Consider the following 18,759-nt stretch of genomic DNA (forward strand, 5'->3'; position numbering starts at 1 on the left):
TCCCTCGGAGACCCCTGCGGGGGAGGAGACGGGTCGGTCAGACGCCGCGGGGACCTCCGGGGAGGTCCTCGCCGCGGCTCGCGTCGATGATCAGGAGGCGGGCTGCAGAGGGGGGCCGCGCCGCAGCGCCGCCTGGGGGAAGACGCCCGAGGCGAGGGGGAGCACGTCGCGCAGCTCGAAGGAGGAGCGTCGCGCGGGTCGAGGAGCGGCCACCGGAGTCGGCAGGACCCGCACCAGGCGGGTGACGAGGTGGCTCGTCGTCGCGGCGACACTGACGAGGAGGGACTCGCCGCGGTGGAGCGCCGCGGTCGTCGCGACGGCGGCGACGAGGTGCGCCGCCCACATCGAGGAGCCGGTCATCCCGCTGTGCATCATCGCCGCGCTGACGTCGATCACGGCACCGTGGTGCGCGTGCAGGGTCGGCGCATCGACCGGCCCCGCGAAGGTGCCGATCGTGAAGAGCGTGTGGAACAGGAACTGGCTGACTCCCACCGAGACCGCCAGGCGGACCAGGGAGAGCCTGCGCCCGGCGAGCGCCACGCACACCAGCACCGACAGGACGAGCGGCATCGCGACACCGAGCGGACCCGGGATCTGGCCGCCGCCGGCCACGTGCGAGAACAGCGCGACGAGCGTCGCCACCGTCGCCGCGACGACACCCCGGAGGGTGCGCAGCGGGCGCGACGACGACATCTCCCCAGTGTCGCAGACGCCTCCTTCCCGCGGAGGACCGCTCTCGGGCGAGAGGGGCGGCCGGCCGACGGTTCCTCTCAGCGGGCAGCGGAGGCTCCGGTGCGTCACTTCTCGGGCCGGACCACCAGCCCGACGCCGCCGCCGCGCCGCACCGGTTCGGCGACCGCGGTCATCCGGCCGGAGGGGTCGACCTCGATGGCGGCCACCGCGCCGATCTGCGCGGCCGAGGTGAAGGTGTCGCCCGAGGGGACCAGCTGCTGGCCGAAGGGAGCGAGGTCGTCGGCGTACGCCTCGATGAACTCGGGCTCGGCCGAGGTCGTCGCGCCGTTGCGCTGGGAGGCGCGGGGCGCTGCCACCGCCTCGGGGAGTGTCATGCCGAGGTCGATGCGGTTGACCAGGGTCTGCAGGACCGTCGTGATGATCGTGGATCCGCCCGGCGAGCCGACGACGAACCGCACGTCCCCGCCGTCGAGCACGATCGTCGGCGACATCGACGAGCGCGGGCGCTTGCCCGGCTCGATCCGGTTCGGGTCCCCGTCGACGAAGGTGGGGGAGAAGTCGGTCATCTCGTTGTTGAGGAGGAAGCCGCGGCCGGGGACGGTCATCGCCGAGCCGCCGGTCTGCTCGATCGTCAGCGTGTAGGAGGCGGCGTTGCCCCACTTGTCGACGACCGAGAGGTGGGTCGTGGAGATGTTCTCGGTGTCCGACTCCTCCGCGGCGGGGGCGGTCGCGCATCCGGAGCCGTCGAGAGCGCCGGGCGCGACCGGGCGGACGGAGGCGGTCGCCGGGTCGATCGTGCAGTCCCGCGAGTCCGCGAACTCCTGGCTGAGGAGCGTCTCGGTGGGCACGTCGACGAAGGCCGGGTCGCCGACGTAGGCGCCGCGGTCGGCGAAGGCGCGGGCGGACGCCTCGAGGTAGAGGTGCAGGGCGCTGCCCGTGTCCTCGGCCGCGAGGTCGTGGTTCTCGAGGATGTTGAGGGCCTCGCCGACCGCGATCCCGCCGGAGGAGGAGGGCGCCATCCCGTAGACGTCGAGTCCGCGGTAGGAGACGCGGGTCGGCGCCTGCTCGGCGACCGAGTACGCCGCGAGGTCGGCAGCGGTCATCGTGCCGGCCGGGGCGGGGAGGCCTGACCCCTCGGCGATCCGCGGGTTCTGGACCGTGTCGGCGATCTCGGCGGCCAGCGCGCCCTCGTAGAACGCGTCCGGCCCGTGGACGGCGATGGAGGTCAGCGTCTTCGCGAGGTCGAGGTTGCGGAAGGTGCTGCCCACCTTCGGCGCGTCCCCACCGGGGAGGAAGAGCTCGGCCGTGTCGGGGAACGCCTGGAACCGCTCGAGGTTGTCGAGCGTCTGGTTGCGGAAGGTCTCGTCCACCCGGAAGCCCTTCGCCGCGAGCGCGATCGAGGGCGCCAGCACGACGGGGAGCGGCAGGGTGCCGAAGCGGTCGACCGCGGTGTCCCAGGTCGCCACCGTGCCGGGCACGCCGACCGCGACGCCGGAGGAGACGAGGTCCGGGGTGAACGGGTACGGGGCTCCGGTCGCGGGGTCGAGGAACGCGTCCGAGGTGATGCCGGCCGGCGCTGTCTCGCGTCCGTCGATGGTGCTGACCTCGCCGGAGGCCTTGTCGAAGTAGACGAAGTACCCGCCTCCGCCGATGCCGGCGCTGTACGGCTCGCTCACGCCGAGGGCCGCGGCCGTGGCGACCGCGGCGTCAGCTGCGTTGCCGCCGCGCTTCAGCACCTCCATGCCCACGCGGCTCGCGTTCGCGTCGACGCTCGAGACCGCTCCGCCGTAGCCCACCTGCGTCGAGGGCGAGATGAGGGGTCCGCCGAGGAAGTCGCGGATCTTCTCGGGCGTGAGCCCGCTGTCCTTCAGGTATCCGGAGACGGGCCTGTCGAGAGCGGACGCCGGTGCGGCACCCGCCACTCCCACTGCGACGACCGCGACCAGCGCGATCGCGATCCTGCGGAGCACGGGTGTCGTGGCCATGGCGTTCCTCCATCGGAACTCTGTGGTGCGCGGTCGGCGATGCGGGTCCCCCCAACCTAGGGGCGGGGTGGGGGTGCGGGGTAGGGGGTGCCCGGTCGAGCTCGCCGCCGTCGCTCAGTCCCGGCTCGGTGCTGACGGCCCGTCGGGGATGGCGGGCAGTGCGTCGGTCGGCGGTATCGCGAACCAGAAGACCCCGTCCGCGAGCCGCGCGCGTTCCAAGGGCGCGCCGAGGGGCTCGGCCGTGTTCAGCGCCGCATCGACTCCCGTCGAGACGGGATCGTCGTTCGCGGCGTGCGGTGGGAAGCGGAAGCGCTGACCGATCAGATGGTCGCCGTCGAGACGGCGCCGGTAGACGATGCAGACGCTGTTCGGGCTCTCGATCCAGGTCCGGACCACGTCCACCACGGAGGCGTAGTTCTCGAGGATCTCGTCCTCCAGGACCCTCTTAACGACGGCAGCCTCGGTCGAATCGTGCATGGGCGATCCCTCCTCGGGTGGCGGACCGAGGAACTCGGCCCGCCACGGACGGTAGCCGAACCATTTTCGGCAGGGCGGAGGAGGCGCGCTCGAGCTCCGGAGCGGCGCGCGCCCCTCCTGGCCGGCAGGCCTGCGTCGGTACTGCTGAAGGAGTCGTTGGGGCTCCGGATCCGGCCCGCGCGTCGATCCGTCCGGCAGTCGCTCTTGACAACCGAACGAAGTAAGTGTTCGATCAGTCACATGCCTTCTCCCTCCACCCGCTCCACCGCCGAGGCGCAGCGCGAGCGGATCACCGCGGCGGCGCTGCACGTGTTCGCGCGCACCGGCTACGCCGCGACTCCGATCACCGAGGTCGCGGCCGAGGCCGGCGTCTCGCCCGCCTACGTCTTCCGCCTGTTCCCGGGCAAGCTCGGCGTCTTCGTCGCCGCGGTCGACCGCTGCTACGAGCAGGTGGCGTCCACGCTCGCGGCGGCGGGGGAGGCCTCGCCCTCCTCGGACCCGGCCGACCGGCTCGAGGCGATGACCGTCGCCTACATCGACCTGATCGCCGACCGCGACCTGATCATGCTGCAGTCGCAGGCGCAGAGCGCGTGCGACGTCCCCGAGATCCGCGAGGCAGTGCGCCGCGGGATCTCCGCGGTCGTCCGGACGGTCACCGTCGTCTCCGGAGCCGACGGCCCGGCCGTGCAGCGCTTCGTCGCCTACGGGCAGCTCTGCCACCTGATCGTGCAGACCGACCTCGGCGGCGTCGACTCCGAGTGGGCCCGCATCGTCTCCGACGGCATCCGGCACCGCGACTGAGTCCGCGGTCCTCCCGTCTGCTCCTCTTCTTTCTCCCCTCCTCCTCTTCGCCACCCTCTTCCTCATGCCCGCCGATGTGACTGTCCAGTCACTCACCACAACCTCCAGGAGCCCCTCATGTCCACCACCATTCCCCGCACCACCAGCCGCGTCGTCCTCCCCGGGATCGTCGAGCCGTCCGGGCTGCTCCTCGAGCAAGCACCGGTCGAGCCGCCCGCGGCCGGCGAGCTGCTCGTCGCCGTCGAGGCCACCGGCATCTCGTTCGCCGAGCAGTCGATGCGCCGCGGCCGCTACTTCGCCCAGCCGCCGTTCCCCTTCACGCCCGGCTACGACCTCGTCGGCCGGGTCCTCGCGGTCGGCCCCGGCGGCGACGCGTCGCTCGAGGGCCGCCGCGTCGCCGCGCTCACCAAGACCGGCGGCTGGACCGCGCACGCCCGTGTCGCCGCCCGCGACTGCGTTCTCGTCCCCGACGCGGTCGCGTCGGAGGACGCCGAGGCCGTCGTGGTCAACGGAGTGACGGCGTGGCAGATGCTGCACCGCTCGGCCCGGGTCTCCCGCGGCGACACGATCCTCCTGTTCGGCGCGAACGGCGGAGTCGGCGGCCTCGTGCACCGCCTCGCCCGCCTCGAGGGGATCCGCGTGATCGGCGCCGCCTCGCCCCGCCACCACGAGGCCCTCCGAGCGGCCGGAGTGGAGCCCGTCGACTACGCCGATCCCGACCTCGCCGCCCGCGTGCGCGAGCTCGCTCCCGGCGGAGTGCAGGCCGTGTTCGACAACGTCGGCGGAGCGACGACCCGGCTGGCGTGGTCGCTGCTCGCGCCCGGCGGCACCCTCGTCGCGTACGCGATCGTCAGCGCGAGCACCGGGAGTATCTGGCCCCCCTTCCTCCGCCAGCTCGTGCGGATCCAGGCCTACCAGCTCGCCCCCAACGGCCGGCGCGCGGTCTTCTACGACCTCTGGGCGGGCCACTCGATGCGCCCCGCGCGCTTCCGTGCGAGGCTCGAGGAGGACCTCGGCCGCGTGCTCGGACTCCTCGCCGACGGCTCCCTGACGGCCAACATCGCCGCCCGCTTCCCGCTCACGGGGATCGTCGAGGCGATGGAGCTCGCCGAGTCCCGAACGCTCGACGGCAAGGTGATCCTGCTGCCATGAGCGGGGTGCGTCCGGGCGGAGGGTGATTCCGGCGCGGAGGCGCCCGGGCGGCGAGCAGGGGAGAATGGCGCGGTGGACACGGGACTGGTCGAGGTGCTGAAGGCGCTGGGCAATCCCACGCGACTGCAGATCATGGAGTGGCTCCGCTCTCCCGAGGCGTCGTTCAGCGAGTTCGAGCCGATCGCCGACCGCGCCGAGTTCGGGGTCTGCGTCACCCATCTCGCCGCGAAGAGCGGTCTCGCGCAGTCGACCATCTCGTCGTACATGGGATCCCTGGAGCGCGCGGGCCTCGTCCGCTCGACGCGCGTCGGGAAGTACACCCACTACCGGAGGAGCGACGCCGACGTCGACGGGCTCCTGAAGCGGCTCGGAGCCTCGATCTAGCGACGTATCGCGAATCGTCGATATGATCGGCCGCATGACCGATGCTTCCGAGGCCGCTCCCGCTCGCCGTGCTCTGCTCGTCCACGCCCATCCCGAGGAGCGGTCCTTCTCCTCGGCGCAGGCGGACGCGGTCCTCGAGCAGCTGAGGGCCGACGGCATGGAGGTCCGCCGGCTCGACCTGTACGCCGAGGGCCGGGACCCGGTGCTGCACCGCGACCAGTTCGCGTCCGGCTCCGGCTACTTCAAGCCGCAGGCGCAGCAGATGACCGCGGTCCTCGAGAAGACGCTCGGGGAGCCCGTCGCGAGCGATCTCGACGAGCTGATGCAGGCGGATCTCCTGGTGCTCTCGTTCCCCCTGTGGTGGTTCTCGATGCCGGCGATCATGAAGGGCTGGATCGACCGCGTCTTCGTGATGGGCGCGACGTTCGGAGGCGAGCACGGCGTCTTCGCCGAGGGCGGCCTGCGCGGCAGGACCGCGATGCTCCTGCTGACGACGGGAGGTGGCGAAGCGGCCTTCGCGCCCGGCGCCGCCGACGGCTACGGCGACCTGCAGTCGTTCCTCTTCCACATCCATCGCGGGATGCTCGAGTTCGTCGGGTACGACGTCCTGCCCCCGGTGGTCACCTACGGTCCCGCCCGCCTCGACGCGGCCGGACGCGAGGACGCCCTGCAACGGGCTCGCGCGCAGGCGTCCGCATCGACGGCCCGGCTGCGCGCCGCGTAGCCTTCGCCGCTGCGCCTCCCGGCCGCGCTCAGTCCCGCGACCGGCTCGCGTGCGCGCGGGCCTTCATCCGGTTGCCGCAGGTCGCCATCGAGCACCACTTGGCGGTGCCGGGGCGGCTGCGGTCGAGGAGGAAGAGGTTGCACTCGTCGTTCGCGCAGGCGCGGAGCCGCCCGGGGAACCGGGCGTTCACAGCGGACCAGGCGAGGACCGACTGCACCGCGAGGCGATCCGGCTCGGGAGCGCTCAGCTCCCACACGACGCCCTCACCGGTGATGCGCGGGGTGCGCACGGCGTGCGCGACCAGGTCCGCGAGCTCCGCGACGGATTCGGGCGCGCCCGAGCGCACGACCGCTTGGAGCGCGTCGCGGGCACGGCGCAGCTGCTCGAGCTCGTCCTCGGTGCCGAGTCCGCCCCACCGCCGGGCGAGCTCGCGACCGTGCGCGTCGCCGAGGCCGTCCGTCGGCCGTCCGTCCACCACGGGCGCGCTGTTCAGCACCGCCAGGAGCAGCTCCTCGTCCCGATCCATCGTTCCCCGTCCTCCCGCGCCGTGCGGCCCGTTCGATCCATGCTAGCGTCCGGCTAACCAGTAAATCTATTTTAAGGGGTTAGCCATGGTCGTCGTCCATCACCGCACCGTGTCCGTCGACGGACTCGACGTCTTCTGGCGGGAGGCCGGGCCCGTCGACGCGCCCGTCCTCCTGCTGCTGCACGGGTACCCGAGCAGCTCGCATATGTTCCGCCACCTCCTCCCCGCCCTCGCGGGGCACTACCGCGTCATCGCCCCCGACCACATCGGCTTCGGGCGCTCGTCCGCGCCCTCCGTCGAGGACTTCGACTACACGTTCGCCGCCCTGACCGCGGTGACCGGCCGCTTCCTCGAGACCATCGGGGTGACCCGGTACACGATCTACGCCCAGGACTACGGCGCCCCCGTCGGCTGGCGCCTCGCCCTCGCCGATCCGTCCGCGGTCGTCGCCGTGATCTCGCAGAACGGCAACGCCTACGAGGAGGGCTTCGTGCCCGGCTTCTGGGACCCGATCTGGGCCGACGCCGCCGAGCGGACCGACGAGACGCGCGACGCCCTCCGGCCGGCTCTCGGCCGGGAGGCCGTCGAATGGCAGTACACCCACGGTGTCCCCGACTCCACCACCGTCGATCCGGACGCCTGGGAGCACGACCTCGCGCTCCTCGCCCGCCCCGGCCAGGACGACGTGCAGCTGGCGCTCTTCCGCGACTACGCCACGAACCGCGCCCTGTACCCCGCGGTGCAGGCGTGGATCCGCGAGTCCGGAGTCCCCGTCCTCGCCGTCTGGGGCCGGAACGACGAGATCTTCGCCCCCGCCGGCGCCCAGGCGTTCCTCCGCGACGCGCCCCACGCGCGCATCGAGCTCGTCGACGGCGGGCACTTCCTGCTCGAGTCCCACCTCGACCGCGTCGTCAGCGCGATCACGGACTGGCTCGGCCGCGAGTGACGGGCCCGTGAGCCGGGCGGGCCCGCTGATTCGGCCTCGCGGGAGCGGCCACGGATGCCTGCTCCTGCTGTCGGCAACCGCGACGACGTCGGCGCAGCGGGGTCGTGATCCCGACCCGCTGCGCCCGACGAGGCCCTCCTGCCCGGCGCCCCTCAGCGGCTGAGGAGGGCGACGAGGTCGGTCGCGATGCGGTGCTCGACGTCGGCCGGGACGGGCTGCACGGCGGCGTCGAGGTCCGCGGTGACGACAGCGGCGAGGCTCCGGGCCTGCAGGGTCAGGCCGAGGTCCATCGCCTGGATCGGATTCCCGCCGGCCGCGGTGAGGTTGATCATCCGGCCGTTCTCGAGGCGGACGATCCGCTTGCCGTTCTTCAGGCGGATGCCCTGCCGGCGCTGTCCGTCGGCGAACTCGGTGGTCGATTCCGTGGCGGCCGCGAGGGCGTCCTCGTCGATCTCCCACGGGAAGTGGCCGACGCCCGCGATCACAGCGCCGTCGGCGAAGGCGTCGATCTCCGCCGCGCCGATGACGCCGGGTGCGCCGGTGGCGGTGAAGACGAACTGCGCGTCCGAGAGGACGTCGGCGACGGGTCCGACGCGGTGGCCGCGGAGGATCGCCTGCAGCGAGCGGATCGGGTCGACGTCGGCGACGGAGACCCGCGCTCCGAGCTGCGAGAGGGTGTCGGCGACCCCGCGCCCGCACGGGCCGTAGCCGATGACCGCGGCGCGGGTGCCCGGGATCATGAGGTTCGTGGCGTTCATGAAGCCCTGGACGACGCTCTGGCCGACCCCGTACTCGTTCTCGACGATCAGCTTGAGGGGCGAGTCGTTGATGACGACGACCGGTCGCGGGAGGGTCGCGCTGTTCTCCCGCAGGCGGATGCCGCCGGTGGTGGTCTCCTCGGTGCCGCCGAGGTAGTGGTCCGGGACGCCCGAGTTGATGAGCCGGAGAGTCAGGTCGGCGCCGTTGTCGAGGGTGAGATCGGGATCGTGCTGGAGCACCCTCTCGATGTTGCGGAGGTGCTCCGCCTCGCCGTCGCTCTGCTTCGTGTGCACGTGCACGCCGAGGGCGCGGAGGCCGTCGGCGACGTCGTCCTTCGTGGTTCCGGGCGAGCCCGTCAGAGCGATGTCCATTCCGGCCTCGACGAGGAGCGACACGAGGGCGGCGGTCTTGGGCTCGACGTGGAGGCAGATCGCCAGCTTCTTCCCGGAGAGCACCGGAGCGAGCTCCCGGACGGCCTGCGCGGTGAGGGGCATGTGGTCGAGAGCCCAGCGGCTCGCCGGGTGGGAGAGGGAGGAGGTCATGGCAGGTCCTGTCTGAGTGGGTACGTGGGCGTCGAGTGGGGGCGTCGGATGGCCGGCGGCACGGGAGTCGCGTCAGGGCGCTCGGCCCCCGGCCTGCTGCCGCCGCGCCCGGCGTCCCGCGTGCGTCGAGCGCGCGGTCCTGCACGCGACGTCCTGAGGAGGCCGATCGCCGGGGACGGCCGCCAGGCCTCGCGCTCCCCTGATCTCCGCGCGACGGAACCTGAGGCGCGTCTCGTCACGGCGGGCCGAGGTCGGCACTGCTCGGATCGTCGTCGGTGAGGACACCAGCCCAGTCTGTCGACCCGGACGCGCCCTCGCTCGGATGATCGTGCTCGGCGGCAGCACCTCGGGAGAGGTCGACCTGTCGTGCGGTGACATCCCGCGCGGACCGACAGGCGCGCCGCGTCCGCTCACCCTCCGGTGACTGGGCGAGGGGCATCGAAGAAGAGGTAGGACACGAAGTGGATCGCAACGGTGGCGGCGATGCCGGCGGCGGGCGTGATCCAGAAGCTCCTCAGGGGGGCGGAGAGGCGACGGACGACGATGAACGAGACGACGGGAGTGATGACGACGAGCACCCACGGAGCGAAGGCCGCCCATTGGACGGCCCGCCCGAGCGTCGACAGGTCGGACCACTCATCGACGGCCGGATAGTTCTCGGAGGCGTAGCTCAACAGTCCGAACGGGACCAGATTGACGGCGACCACGAGGTGGACCAACGCGAGCACTCCGATCCGGAGGCGTGCACGAGCGAGGTCCAGTGCGCGAGTCGAGGAGGTCACGGGCGAAGGCTATCGGCGTCGCCGGGAGCACAGAAGGAGCGGTGGTCCTCGCTTTCGGCGGTCGTCGCGCTACAGCCGCGCGAAGAATCCAAGGCCCCTGAGGCGAGGGCGGCGCTGGTGAGCGCCACCGCTACCCTGACGCCATGCGCCGCATCCTCGACGACCCTCTTCGGAACCGCGTCCGCACCGGCTCTCCGTCCGTCGCGTCCGCCTGATGGAGCGGCGACGGACGGACCGCTCGGAGCCGGTTCGCGAGTTCCGGCCCTCGAGGGCCCGGCAGAAGAACGAGTCGCGACGGCTGAGGCCCGTCGCCGTCCTCCCCGCGCTGGTCCTGCTGGCGGGGAGCGTCTGGGGAGTCGTGGTCGCCGACGACCGCGGTGCGGCGCTGGCCGTTTACCTCGGGCTGTTCGGCTTCGCCACCGTGGTGGCTCTGGTGATCGTCGGAGTGCTGGCGCTCCGCAATCGGCGGTTCCTCGCCACCGCGTCGCTCCGGATCTCGGACCGGGCGATCGAGTGCACGGACGCTCGAGGCAGGGTCGTGACCTTCGAGCGGGCCGACCCGTCGGTGAAGGCGCTGCTCGCATGGGTGCCCGCCGGCCCCAACAGTGAGGGGATCGATCTGCCGCCGTCGCTCATCCTGTTCTTGTCGGACGGAAGCCGGTCGCTGCGGCTCCGCGGGGCGGACTGGGAGCTCGAGGATCTGCGGGCCGTCGTCGCCGCCGTGACGACACCGCTCTCGCCGGCGGCGCGTGGCGTGCACACCGGTAGCCGAAGCGTGTGGGCGCGCCTGACCGGAGCCGCTCGTCGCCAGGAGATCGAGGTGCCGTCCGCCCCGGAGAAGACGCTCAGCCCCTCCGAGGTCAACGAGCTGATCCCCGGGACGATGAGCTTCCGCGAGACCCGTCCGCTGACGTTCGCCCTCCTGATCGGGATCGGCTCGGTGGCTCTCGTGCTGGGCGTCGTCGTCGGAGTCGCCTTCGTGGTGGTGCCCGGGTAGCGGTGGGGGTCAGCGGCCGCGCCGTGGACCGCTGGGCGGGAGACGCGGGCGACAGGCCCACGCTCCCGACCGGCGACCTCGCCGGGGCGATCCTGTCGGCGCCCTAGGCTCCACGCATGACACTCACCGAGGACTCCGGTTGGATCTGGTTCGGACTCGCGATCGTCACCGCCGGTCTGGCCGAGCAGAAGGGCCGCTCGCGCTGGCGCTGGTTCGTGCTGGGGCTGCTGCTCGGGCCGATCGCGACGGCCCTCGTCGTGCTGTGGGCGCGTCCCGAGGGCGGAGTGGCGACGGATGTGCGCTGGAACTTCGCGATCGGCGCCGGCGTCGCCGCAGCGGCGCTCGTCCTCGTCGCCGTGACCTCGGCCCTCTGGCTGCTGCTCATCCCTGCGGCGATCGCGGCGCTCGCCGCCGGGCTGCTCGCCTGGCTGAGCCGCCGCGTCCCCTACGAGCACCTGCCCCGCTGACGACCGCCGGCTGGTCGAGCCTCGGAACTCGAGATCTCGCGGTCCGCAGCGTCCCGAAAGACATGCCCGATGACAAGCCTCGGTGACGGGGCCTCTCGCGGGACGTTCGAACGGCTGATCCGCCGAGGACCGCGTGAACCTGAGTCGCCTCCCGTCTAGCGGAGACGGGAGCTCTCGCCGTCGAGGTCGATGAGGTCCTGTCCGCCACTCGCCGCCGCCCCACCCAGCCGCACGTCCCCCTCCGGATACGCGTCGTGCGAGAAGCACAGCCGCACCCCCGCCGCCTCCACCCGCTCCAGCATCTCGGATGTCCGCTCGTGCGCCCGCGCGTCATCGCTGATGAATCGCGGCAGCCGGCGCAGGCGCCCGGACCAGCCGAGGAACTCCCGCCCCCATGCCGCGTCCCCGGCCACGAGCACGCGACCCTCGACGAGCACCCCCAGGTGACCGCGTGCGTGCCCCGGGAGCGGCAGCACGAGCAGCGACCCGTCGCCGAACAGGTCGAATCCGGTCAGCCCCGCGATCGTCGTCGCGGGCTGCTCGTCCGCCACGATCCCGGCCGCGAACCACGGCGGCAGCAGCGCGCGGAAGATCCCCTCGCGCACGCGGTTCCGCCGCACGGAGGCGACCTGGCCCGACGACAGCACGAACGTCGCGTCCGGGAACCAGCGCACACCGCCCACATGGTCCGGGTGCAGGTGCGTGAGCACCACGAACTCCACGTCGGCCGGGGTCAGGCCGAGGGCGAGCAGCCGCTGGTCGACGGTCTCGTCGTCCGGCACCGTCGCGGGCAGGATCCGCTCGTACAGCCGTCCGACGAGGCCCGTTCCGCGGAACGTCGGCGGGTAGCCCGTGTCCACGAGCACCCGTCGGCCGCTCGCGTGCGTGTAGAGGAAGACGTTCGAGGGGAAGACGCGGCGGGGGAGCCCCTTCCCGCGGAACACCCGGGACAGCGGGAAGACGGTGCTCCCGCACGCCATCACCTGCAGCGACGACTCAGCCACGCGTACCCCTCAGGTGCTCGCCGACCCGGCGGATGCCCTCGGCAAGCGGCACGGTCGGCTCGTAGCCGAGCTCGGTCCGCGCCCGCGAGATGTCGAGGGTCTGCGCGTAGGCGAGGGTCGCCACGGTGTAGCGGGTGAACGGCGGCTCGCGGCCGGGCAGCAGCCGGTAGACCCGCTCCAGGATCTCGGCGAGCGCGGTCAGCACGCGCAGGTCCACGCGGATGAAGCGCGGCTCCTCGCCCATCGCGGCGAAGAAGCGCTCGAGGAGGTCGCCGAGCGGAGCGGGCTCGCCGTTGGTGATGTTGTAGACGCCGCCGTCGGCCACGGGAGCGTCGGCGGCTAGCACCAGCGCGTGCGCGGCGTTCTCGACGCAGGTGATGTCGACGGGGTTCCGGCCGCCGTCGAAGAGGGGGATGCCGCGGCGGCGACTGGCGGCGACGAAGCGGGGGACGAGGCTGGGGTCGCCGACGCCGATCAGGCCGCGGGGGCGCAGGATCACGAGCTCGGGGATCCGGCCGGCGCGGTGCGCCTCCTGCAGCAGCCGCTCGGCCTCGATCTTGCTGCGGATGTAGAGGCTCATCCGGCTGCCGGTGTCGACCTCCTCCTCCCGCACCAGGTACTGGTGGCGCCGGGCGGAGTAGATGCTCGGCGACGAGACGAAGACGAAGCGGCGGATCCCGCAGCGCTCGGCCAGCGCGATCATCGACTCCGTCCCCGCGACGTTCGCGCGTTCGAACTCGCTCCACGTGCCCCACGGGCTCGAGAGCGCCGCTGCATGCACGAGCACGTCGGCCTCGACGGTTGTCGCGCCCAGCTCGGCGAGGTCGGCGCGGAGGACCGTGGCGCCCTCCTCCTCCAGCCGCGCCAGCGCCTCGGGGGCGCGACCGGTGGCGAGCACGTCGTCGCCCGCGGCCAGGAACTCGCGCACCGCGTAGCCGCCGAGGAAGCCCGTCGCCCCGGTGATCAGCACGCGGCGCCGGCGCTCAGCGGACATCGACGACCTCCAGCCCGCGCTTGCGGCCCCAGTACCAGAGCAGGATCCCCAGGTACCCGAGCGCCTTGCCCTTCCGGATCGACATCAGCACGACCGCGTCCTTGTCGAGCAGCGCCTCGCTCCGCCCGATCACCTGGCAGACCTTGAGGTGCAGCTCCAGGTCCTCGTCCGTGTCGTCGATGCTCGAGCGCGGGAAGCCATCGACCTGGAGGTACAGCGCGGCGTCGATCGCGAGGTTGCAGCCGGCGGCCATGAACATCCGGTACCGCTGGCCGGGGCGGCGGTAGAAGACGCCCGGCGCGTGCTCCATCAGGCGGATCAGCGCGGTGCCGAGCACGCCGTCGTACCAGCGGTAGACGGCTTCGTCCCGCCGCGGGGACAGGCGGCCGCCGACGAAACGGGCGCCGCCGCGGAGGTCGGCCTTGAGGCGCGCCACCCAGTCGGCGCTCGGCAGGCAGTCGGCGTCGGTGCGGGCGACGGCCGTCGCGCCCTCGGCGATCGCGTGGCGGAAGCCGGTGTCGGAGGCGGCTCCCGTGCCCTTCTGCGCCTCGTCGATCACGGCGACCTGCCGCTCCGGGCACCGGCGGCGGAACTCCTCGATCACGGCGCGCGAGCCGTCGGTGCTGCCGTTGTCGACGAGCAGGAGGGTGAAGTCCGGATCGGTCTGGCGGGCGAGCGCGTCGAGGGCGCCGCCGAGCAGCTTCTCCTCGTCGAGGAAGGGCACGACCACCCAGAAACCGCGCGCGTCCATCCGTCCCCCGCTCCGGGACCATGGTGTCGGCGGGGGCCCGTGCCGTCAAACCGCGCCGAACAGTGCGCGCGGAGGTGCAGAGGCGCGCTATACAGGGATTCGCTCCGCACGTCCCGGGGCAGGAAGGGGCCCGCGTGCCCGACCTCCTCCCGCTCCGCGTCCTCGGCACGGGCGAAGCGCTGCCCGAGCGGATCGTCACGACCGCCGAGGTCGCCGCGCTCTGCGGCCTGCCCGCCGACGAGGCCGAGCGCCGCTCCGGCGTGCGCACCCGCCACTGGGTCACCGACGACGAGGACCCGCTGGAGCTCGGCCTGCTCGCCGCCCGTCGGGCGCTCGCGGCGGCCGGGCTCGACACGGTCGACGTGGTGCTCAACGCCTCGGGCACTCAGCTGCAGGCGATCCCGGACGGAGGCGCGCTGCTCGCGGCGGGACTCGGCCTCGACGACGTCTCGGCGTACAGCGTCGGCGCCACCTGCCTGTCGTTCCTCTTCGCTCTGCAGGAGGCGGGATTCCTCCTCGCCACGGGTCGCGCCGACACCGTGCTCATCGTCTCGACCGACTGCGGCAGCCGCGGCATCGACCCGGGTCAGCCCGAGAGCGCCCTGCTCTTCGGCGACGCGGCCGCCGCCGTCGTGATCGGACGCGCCGAGACTCCGGGGCAGGGCCTGGTCACCACGCACTTCCGCACCCGCCCGAGCGGTGTGCGCCACGCGGAGCTGCGCGGCTTCGGCTCGCGCATCCGCATCGAGGAGGCGCCCGACCGGCTCGCCGACTTCCGCTTCGACATGCAGGGCAAGGCGCTGCTCGTCGACGCGCTGCGGCACTTCCCGGCGTTCCTCGAGGAGGTGCGGCCCGGCCTCTCGAGCGGGCTCCCCGGCATCGACCGGGTGGTCCCGCACCAGACCAGCGCGGCCGGGCTCGAGGGCATGGCCCGCCTCTGGGGTCGCGACCGGATGACGATCACGCTCGGCGAGGTCGGCAACACGATCGGCAGCGCGATCCCGCTGGCCCTGCACCGCTCGCGCGTGCAGCCGGGGGAGTCGGTGCTGCTGGTGGGCACGGGCGCCGGCACCCACTACGGCGCGGTGGTCCTGCAGGCGTGAGAGGCGGCGCCTAGCCGAGGAGCGACAGGGCCGAGAGGCCGAGGAACGGCGCCATCACCACGAGGCAGACCGCGGCGGACAGCAGGAACCCGTGGAAGGAGTCCCGCCCGCCGACCAGACGGGCGAGCAGTCCCGTGACCAGCGGTGGGAGCAGGAACAGCAGCAGCCACGGAGCAAGGACGTCCGCGCTCGGCGCCGTCCAGTCGGGCTGGTCGTCGCGGTCGAGCGGAGGAAGCCGCACGAGGAGGAACGCGGCCGTGAGGACGATCGCGGGGAGAACCGACAGGCAGGTGAGCGTGATCGCGGTGAACCTCGCCCCGTCGTCCCGGGAGTACCGGGCACGGTCGGGGTCGGGCGCAGGCCCCCGATCAGTGTCCTCGTCCCAGCCCGGACTGCTGAATCGGATGCGTCCCATCAGGCGATCATGCCGTTCCGGAGCGGGGTCCCGGCCCGGCAGACGGAACCTCCGTCATCCCCGCCGCCCGACGAGTGCCCGCAGCGCATCGCGGACGAACCGGGCGCCGGCGACTCCGCCGTAGTGCGCCGAGAACCGCTCGTCGTCGACGTACATCTCGCCGAGCCCGAGCAGGTACTCGTCGCTCGGGCCGCCGGTCGCGTCGCGGGGCGTGCCCGGCACCTCGGCGAGCCAGGCGCGGTGCCGATCGGCGAGAGCGAGCGCCTCCTCCCCGGTCGGATCCGCCCCGCTCGCCGCCGCGGCGGTCCACGCGTCGGCGAGGTCCGCCTGCCGCCGCTGCCACTGCTCGCGCTCGTCCGCGCTCATTGAGCGCCACCAGCGGTCGCCGTCGGCGTACGCCGGGGCACCCCAGCGGCGCTCCACCTCCTCGCGGTGCTCCGCGTGGTCGAACCCGTCGAACATCTCCTCGGCCATCGGCCCGTTCCCTTCTCTCATCGTGGTGATCGTCCCGGCGACCGCTCGGATGCGGCGGTCGAGACGTCGGCGCTCCTCCTGGAGCACGTCGAGGTGCCGCTCGAGAGCGGCCACCGGCTCCGCGTCGCGCCGCAGGATCCGCCCGATCTCGGGCAGCCCGAGACCGAGGTCGCGCAGCAGCAGGATCCGCTGCAGCGTCACGAGCGCGGCGGCGTCGTAGTAGCGGTAGCCGTTCGCGCCCACCCGGCTCGGCGGCAGCAGCCCCTCGGCCCCGTAGTGCCGCAGCGTCCGGCTGGTCGTACCGGCCAGCCGCGCCACCTCGTGCACGGTCCACTCCTGCTCCACAGCGCCCTCCGTCTCCGCGTCGCCGGTGACTCCGGCGGTGATGGAAGCGACGGTACGGGTTGACGCTGCGTCAACGTCAAGCGGCGGGAACGGATCCGCTAGCGGGCGTCGATCCTGCGCGTTCCCACCCGGAGGACGAGCTCGGTCACCGGCACCGCGGCGATCGAGCAGCAGGCCGCGGGCACCACGGTCAGCAGCGCGACGACAGCGTCCGTCCCGTCGCCCGCATCGGTCCACGCCGCGATCGAGACCACGAGCCAGGCGATCGCGAGGATGCAGACCGTAGAAGCGGTCCAGAGGACCGGCCAGGGCGCGCGACCCCGTCCCGCGGAGTAGGGGAGCCCGCCGACAGCCGCCGTCACGGCGGTCGCCAGAAGCGCTCGGGCCAGCGGGAGGAGCAGCTCGCCGGGGTCCCGGCCGGTGTCGAGGGAGGACAGGGCGAACAGGACCGAGGTCGTCGCGAGCGAGAGGACCCCGGCGACGGCGACGAGCGTCAGCAGGGTCCGGATCAGGAGCCTCACCGGTCGCCCCCGGCGAGGAACGCGCCGCGCTCCTCCAGCAGCCGCCGCAGGTGCCGGTCGAGCACCAGCCGCTCCGCGATCCGCCCGAGGACGCCGAGCGGGGCGGAGTACTCGAGCCGGTCGATCATCACGGAGCCGGAGCCGTCGGGCTCGAAGCGGTGCTCGTGCCGGAACGTCGCGAAGGGTCCGCGGGTCTGCTCGTCGACGAAGGAGTTCGGGGCGTCGAGCACGGTGACGGTGCTGGTCAGCCGGAGCGGGACGCCGAAGTGCCGGGCGCTCCAGGTCACGTGCTCGCCCAGGCCGATCAGCCCGGTGGTCGTCCCGGACACCGCGCGCTCGCGAGCGCCGGCCTGCGAGCGCATGTGCAGGTCGATGTCGCGCGCCCGGTCGAACATCTCGGCGGCCGGGCGGGCGGAGCGGGTCACGACCTGGAGGAGCACGGTGTCGATCCTGCCCGCCGCGCCTGGGGCCGGCCACGGACGCGCCGGTCCGCCCGCCTCACCAGCTCGTCACCACGGTCCGCGTGATCACCCACCCCTCGTCGCGGCGGACGAGGCGGCTCGTCAGCTGGAGCCGCCAGGTCGCGTGCAGGCGGCCGATGGTCGCCTCGGTGATGGTGCGGGAGGAGAGCACCGGGTGCGCGGCGCCGCCCGAGAGGGCGCTCTCGACGTGGTCGATCTCGTGGTACTCCTTGCGCGCCTCGTCGATGTCGGCGAGCCACTCCTCCCGCGACTGCACCAGGCCGGTCGGGTGCTCGATCACGAAGCGCTCGTCGAGCAGCGCCTCGAGCGCGGGCAGGTCCACCAGCTCCAGCGCGTCGAAGAGGGCGGCGTGCACCGCGGTCGGGCCGTCGTCCTCCAGCTCGTCGCCCGTGCCGGCGGTCCCGTCGCCGCTCATGCCGGCGGTCCCGTCGTCGCGCGGCGGACGAGCTGCGTCGGCAGCTGCACGTGCAGCGAGCGCGGCTCGCGCCCGGCCATCAGCGCGATCAGCATCTCGGCGGCGGTCGCTCCGAGCGTCTGCATCGGCTGGCGGACGGTGGTCAGCGGCGGATCGAAGCGAGCGGCCTCGGGCACGTCGTCGAAGCCGATCACCGACAGGTCGTGGGGCACGGCGAGGCCCAGGTGCGCGGCGGTCTCGATGATCGCGAGCGCCGAGACGTCGTTGGCGGCGAAGACCGCGGTCGGGCGGTCGGCCAGCGACAGGAGCGAGGAGGCGGGCCGCCGGGCGGTGTCGCGGTGGTAGTTGCCCACCCGCAGCAGGCGCTCGTCGAAGGCGATGCCGGCCTCCGCCAGCGCCGCCCGGTAGCCGGCCTCCCGCAGCCGCGCCGAGCGCAGGTCGCCGCGGCCCGCGACGAAGCCGATGCGGCGGTGCCCGAGGGCGACGAGGTGGCGGGTGGCGAGCAGGGCGCCGCCGAAGTTGTCGGACTCGACGGTCGGCAGGTCGGCGCGGCCGGTGTGCGGGTCCACGGCGACCAGCGGGATGTCGGAGGGGGCGCTCACCACGCTCGGTGTCACCATGATCGCCCCGTCGATGAGGGTGCCGCTGAGCCGGCTGAGCGAGCGCCGCTCCCAGCCCTCCTGCTCGCCCTCGTGGGAGCCGGAGTAGGCGAGCAGGTCGAACCGCGACTCCGCCAGCACCGACCCCACGCCCTTCAGGATCTCGGCGCTGAACGGCTCGAACCCCGCGACGAGCACGCCGATCACGCCCGTGCGCCGGGAGCGCATGCTGCTCGCGACGAGGCTCGACTCGTAGCCGAGCTCGCGCACGACCTCGAGCACGCGGGTGGCGGTGGAGGGGGCGATGCCGTAGCGGCCGTTCACGGCTTTGGACACCGTCGCCACCGAGACGCCGGCGGCAGCGGCGACGTCGTGGATGGTCGGTCGGGTGGTCATGTGGCCGACTGTAACCCGTGCTTCG

At 73.1% G+C, this 18,759-nt stretch carries 23 protein-coding genes; 8 read left to right on the forward strand and 15 right to left on the reverse strand.

The annotated features are described in order from the left end of the window. Positions 1–90: 90 nt before the first annotated feature. From C5B98_RS11455 to C5B98_RS11465, 3 genes are all read right to left on the reverse strand, one after another. The gene (locus C5B98_RS11455; RefSeq protein WP_104327832.1) at positions 91–693 is read right to left on the reverse strand and encodes a hypothetical protein; all 603 of its coding nucleotides are present in this window, start codon (positions 691–693) and stop codon (positions 91–93) included. 104 nt (positions 694–797) lie between these two features. Beyond that, entirely contained in the window at positions 798–2,678 is a 1,881-nt protein-coding gene (gene ggt, locus C5B98_RS11460) for a gamma-glutamyltransferase (protein WP_104327833.1), read from the reverse strand. Between the two features lie 114 nt (positions 2,679–2,792). Then, positions 2,793–3,155, reverse strand: a complete 363-nt coding sequence (locus C5B98_RS11465; protein ID WP_104224922.1) for a hypothetical protein — start codon at positions 3,153–3,155, stop codon at positions 2,793–2,795. A gap of 240 nt (positions 3,156–3,395) precedes the next feature. Between C5B98_RS11465 and C5B98_RS11470 the strand changes: the two genes are divergently transcribed. The 4 genes from C5B98_RS11470 (at position 3,396) to C5B98_RS11485 (ending at position 6,216) form a co-directional block, all read left to right on the forward strand. After that, positions 3,396–3,956, forward strand: coding sequence for a TetR/AcrR family transcriptional regulator (locus C5B98_RS11470; RefSeq protein ID WP_104250436.1), 561 nt, complete (start codon positions 3,396–3,398; stop codon positions 3,954–3,956). A gap of 117 nt (positions 3,957–4,073) precedes the next feature. Then, positions 4,074–5,108 (forward strand): medium chain dehydrogenase/reductase family protein, encoded by a 1,035-nt coding sequence (locus tag C5B98_RS11475; RefSeq protein ID WP_104327834.1) that lies wholly within the window; start codon positions 4,074–4,076, stop codon positions 5,106–5,108. 72 nt (positions 5,109–5,180) lie between these two features. Next, on the forward strand, positions 5,181–5,492 hold the full coding sequence (locus tag C5B98_RS11480; protein ID WP_244230566.1) for a helix-turn-helix transcriptional regulator: 312 nt from the start codon (positions 5,181–5,183) through the stop codon (positions 5,490–5,492). Between the two features lie 34 nt (positions 5,493–5,526). Then, positions 5,527–6,216 carry an NAD(P)H-dependent oxidoreductase gene (locus C5B98_RS11485; RefSeq protein ID WP_104327860.1) on the forward strand — a complete coding sequence of 230 codons (690 nt, stop codon included), beginning with the start codon at positions 5,527–5,529 and terminating at the stop codon, positions 6,214–6,216. A 28-nt stretch (positions 6,217–6,244) separates the two neighbouring features. On the opposite strand, the gene C5B98_RS11490 is transcribed toward C5B98_RS11485, so the two are convergent. Further along, a complete protein-coding gene (locus tag C5B98_RS11490; protein ID WP_104224919.1) occupies positions 6,245–6,742 on the reverse strand; it encodes a CGNR zinc finger domain-containing protein in 498 nt (165 codons plus the stop codon). Positions 6,743–6,827: 85 nt separating this feature from the next. Here C5B98_RS11490 and C5B98_RS11495 point away from each other — a divergent pair, with 85 nt between their 5' ends. Continuing rightward, entirely contained in the window at positions 6,828–7,688 is an 861-nt protein-coding gene (locus C5B98_RS11495; RefSeq protein WP_104224918.1) for an alpha/beta fold hydrolase, read from the forward strand. Between the two features lie 152 nt (positions 7,689–7,840). On the opposite strand, the gene C5B98_RS11500 is transcribed toward C5B98_RS11495, so the two are convergent. Both C5B98_RS11500 and C5B98_RS11505 read right to left on the reverse strand, forming a co-directional pair. Beyond that, positions 7,841–8,989, reverse strand: coding sequence for an adenosylhomocysteinase (locus C5B98_RS11500; protein WP_104327835.1), 1,149 nt, complete (start codon positions 8,987–8,989; stop codon positions 7,841–7,843). Positions 8,990–9,399: 410 nt separating this feature from the next. Continuing rightward, complete coding sequence (locus C5B98_RS11505) at positions 9,400–9,771, reverse strand: hypothetical protein (protein WP_104224916.1); 372 nt, start codon at positions 9,769–9,771, stop codon at positions 9,400–9,402. Between the two features lie 214 nt (positions 9,772–9,985). Between C5B98_RS11505 and C5B98_RS11510 the strand changes: the two genes are divergently transcribed. Both C5B98_RS11510 and C5B98_RS11515 read left to right on the forward strand, forming a co-directional pair. Next, a complete protein-coding gene (locus tag C5B98_RS11510) occupies positions 9,986–10,768 on the forward strand; it encodes a hypothetical protein (protein WP_104327836.1) in 783 nt (260 codons plus the stop codon). Between the two features lie 116 nt (positions 10,769–10,884). Further along, positions 10,885–11,235 (forward strand): hypothetical protein, encoded by a 351-nt coding sequence (locus C5B98_RS11515; RefSeq protein ID WP_104282933.1) that lies wholly within the window; start codon positions 10,885–10,887, stop codon positions 11,233–11,235. Between the two features lie 155 nt (positions 11,236–11,390). Here the strand turns inward: C5B98_RS11515 and C5B98_RS11520 are convergent, their stop codons facing one another. The 3 genes from C5B98_RS11520 to C5B98_RS11530 are packed head-to-tail and all read right to left on the reverse strand — an operon-like array spanning position 11,391 to position 13,984. After that, positions 11,391–12,239 carry an MBL fold metallo-hydrolase gene (locus C5B98_RS11520; RefSeq protein ID WP_104327837.1) on the reverse strand — a complete coding sequence of 283 codons (849 nt, stop codon included), beginning with the start codon at positions 12,237–12,239 and terminating at the stop codon, positions 11,391–11,393. After that, positions 12,232–13,233 carry an NAD(P)-dependent oxidoreductase gene (locus C5B98_RS11525; protein ID WP_104327838.1) on the reverse strand — a complete coding sequence of 334 codons (1,002 nt, stop codon included), beginning with the start codon at positions 13,231–13,233 and terminating at the stop codon, positions 12,232–12,234. Before C5B98_RS11525 ends, C5B98_RS11520 begins: the two co-directional genes overlap by 8 nt. Beyond that, positions 13,223–13,984 carry a glycosyltransferase gene (locus C5B98_RS11530; RefSeq protein WP_104261373.1) on the reverse strand — a complete coding sequence of 254 codons (762 nt, stop codon included), beginning with the start codon at positions 13,982–13,984 and terminating at the stop codon, positions 13,223–13,225. The genes C5B98_RS11525 and C5B98_RS11530 overlap by 11 nt, the downstream gene beginning before the upstream one ends. A 134-nt stretch (positions 13,985–14,118) precedes the next feature. On the opposite strand from C5B98_RS11530, the gene C5B98_RS11535 reads away from it, so the two are divergent. Beyond that, complete coding sequence (locus C5B98_RS11535; protein WP_219814445.1) at positions 14,119–15,087, forward strand: 3-oxoacyl-ACP synthase III family protein; 969 nt, start codon at positions 14,119–14,121, stop codon at positions 15,085–15,087. Positions 15,088–15,097: 10 nt separating this feature from the next. On the opposite strand, the gene C5B98_RS11540 is transcribed toward C5B98_RS11535, so the two are convergent. From C5B98_RS11540 to C5B98_RS11565, 6 genes are all read right to left on the reverse strand, one after another. Continuing rightward, complete coding sequence (locus tag C5B98_RS11540) at positions 15,098–15,502, reverse strand: hypothetical protein (RefSeq protein ID WP_104263371.1); 405 nt, start codon at positions 15,500–15,502, stop codon at positions 15,098–15,100. Positions 15,503–15,556: 54 nt separating this feature from the next. Continuing rightward, positions 15,557–16,321, reverse strand: a complete 765-nt coding sequence (locus C5B98_RS11545; RefSeq protein WP_104327840.1) for a MerR family transcriptional regulator — start codon at positions 16,319–16,321, stop codon at positions 15,557–15,559. A 98-nt stretch (positions 16,322–16,419) separates the two neighbouring features. Further along, positions 16,420–16,842: a hypothetical protein gene (locus tag C5B98_RS11550; RefSeq protein ID WP_104250421.1), complete on the reverse strand. Its 423-nt coding sequence runs from the start codon at positions 16,840–16,842 to the stop codon at positions 16,420–16,422. Then, positions 16,839–17,282: an SRPBCC family protein gene (locus tag C5B98_RS11555; RefSeq protein ID WP_258063504.1), complete on the reverse strand. Its 444-nt coding sequence runs from the start codon at positions 17,280–17,282 to the stop codon at positions 16,839–16,841. Before C5B98_RS11555 ends, C5B98_RS11550 begins: the two co-directional genes overlap by 4 nt. A gap of 58 nt (positions 17,283–17,340) precedes the next feature. After that, positions 17,341–17,739: a nuclear transport factor 2 family protein gene (locus C5B98_RS11560; RefSeq protein WP_104263368.1), complete on the reverse strand. Its 399-nt coding sequence runs from the start codon at positions 17,737–17,739 to the stop codon at positions 17,341–17,343. Next, a complete protein-coding gene (locus C5B98_RS11565; protein WP_104263367.1) occupies positions 17,736–18,734 on the reverse strand; it encodes a LacI family DNA-binding transcriptional regulator in 999 nt (332 codons plus the stop codon). The genes C5B98_RS11560 and C5B98_RS11565 overlap by 4 nt, the downstream gene beginning before the upstream one ends. Positions 18,735–18,759 lie beyond the last annotated feature (25 nt).

Origin of the sequence: Rathayibacter sp. AY1A5 (genome assembly GCF_002930875.1) — a bacterium.
Taxonomy (GTDB): Bacteria; Actinomycetota; Actinomycetes; order Actinomycetales; family Microbacteriaceae; genus Rathayibacter.

Coding starts and splice junctions, on each gene's coding strand:
- C5B98_RS11470 (WP_104250436.1), top strand. CDS start 3,396: ATGCCTTCTCCCTCCACCCGCTCCACCGCCGAGGCGCAGCGCGAGCGG.
- C5B98_RS11455 (WP_104327832.1), bottom strand. CDS start 693: ATGTCGTCGTCGCGCCCGCTGCGCACCCTCCGGGGTGTCGTCGCGGCG.
- C5B98_RS11515 (WP_104282933.1), top strand. CDS start 10,885: ATGACACTCACCGAGGACTCCGGTTGGATCTGGTTCGGACTCGCGATC.
- C5B98_RS11500 (WP_104327835.1), bottom strand. CDS start 8,989: ATGACCTCCTCCCTCTCCCACCCGGCGAGCCGCTGGGCTCTCGACCAC.
- C5B98_RS11465 (WP_104224922.1), bottom strand. CDS start 3,155: ATGCACGATTCGACCGAGGCTGCCGTCGTTAAGAGGGTCCTGGAGGAC.
- C5B98_RS11475 (WP_104327834.1), top strand. CDS start 4,074: ATGTCCACCACCATTCCCCGCACCACCAGCCGCGTCGTCCTCCCCGGG.
- C5B98_RS11485 (WP_104327860.1), top strand. CDS start 5,527: ATGACCGATGCTTCCGAGGCCGCTCCCGCTCGCCGTGCTCTGCTCGTC.
- ggt (WP_104327833.1), bottom strand. CDS start 2,678: ATGGCCACGACACCCGTGCTCCGCAGGATCGCGATCGCGCTGGTCGCG.
- C5B98_RS11495 (WP_104224918.1), top strand. CDS start 6,828: ATGGTCGTCGTCCATCACCGCACCGTGTCCGTCGACGGACTCGACGTC.
- C5B98_RS11525 (WP_104327838.1), bottom strand. CDS start 13,233: ATGTCCGCTGAGCGCCGGCGCCGCGTGCTGATCACCGGGGCGACGGGC.
- C5B98_RS11530 (WP_104261373.1), bottom strand. CDS start 13,984: ATGGACGCGCGCGGTTTCTGGGTGGTCGTGCCCTTCCTCGACGAGGAG.
- C5B98_RS11510 (WP_104327836.1), top strand. CDS start 9,986: ATGGAGCGGCGACGGACGGACCGCTCGGAGCCGGTTCGCGAGTTCCGG.
- C5B98_RS11565 (WP_104263367.1), bottom strand. CDS start 18,734: ATGACCACCCGACCGACCATCCACGACGTCGCCGCTGCCGCCGGCGTC.
- C5B98_RS11490 (WP_104224919.1), bottom strand. CDS start 6,742: ATGGATCGGGACGAGGAGCTGCTCCTGGCGGTGCTGAACAGCGCGCCC.
- C5B98_RS11540 (WP_104263371.1), bottom strand. CDS start 15,502: ATGGGACGCATCCGATTCAGCAGTCCGGGCTGGGACGAGGACACTGAT.
- C5B98_RS11560 (WP_104263368.1), bottom strand. CDS start 17,739: ATGAGCGGCGACGGGACCGCCGGCACGGGCGACGAGCTGGAGGACGAC.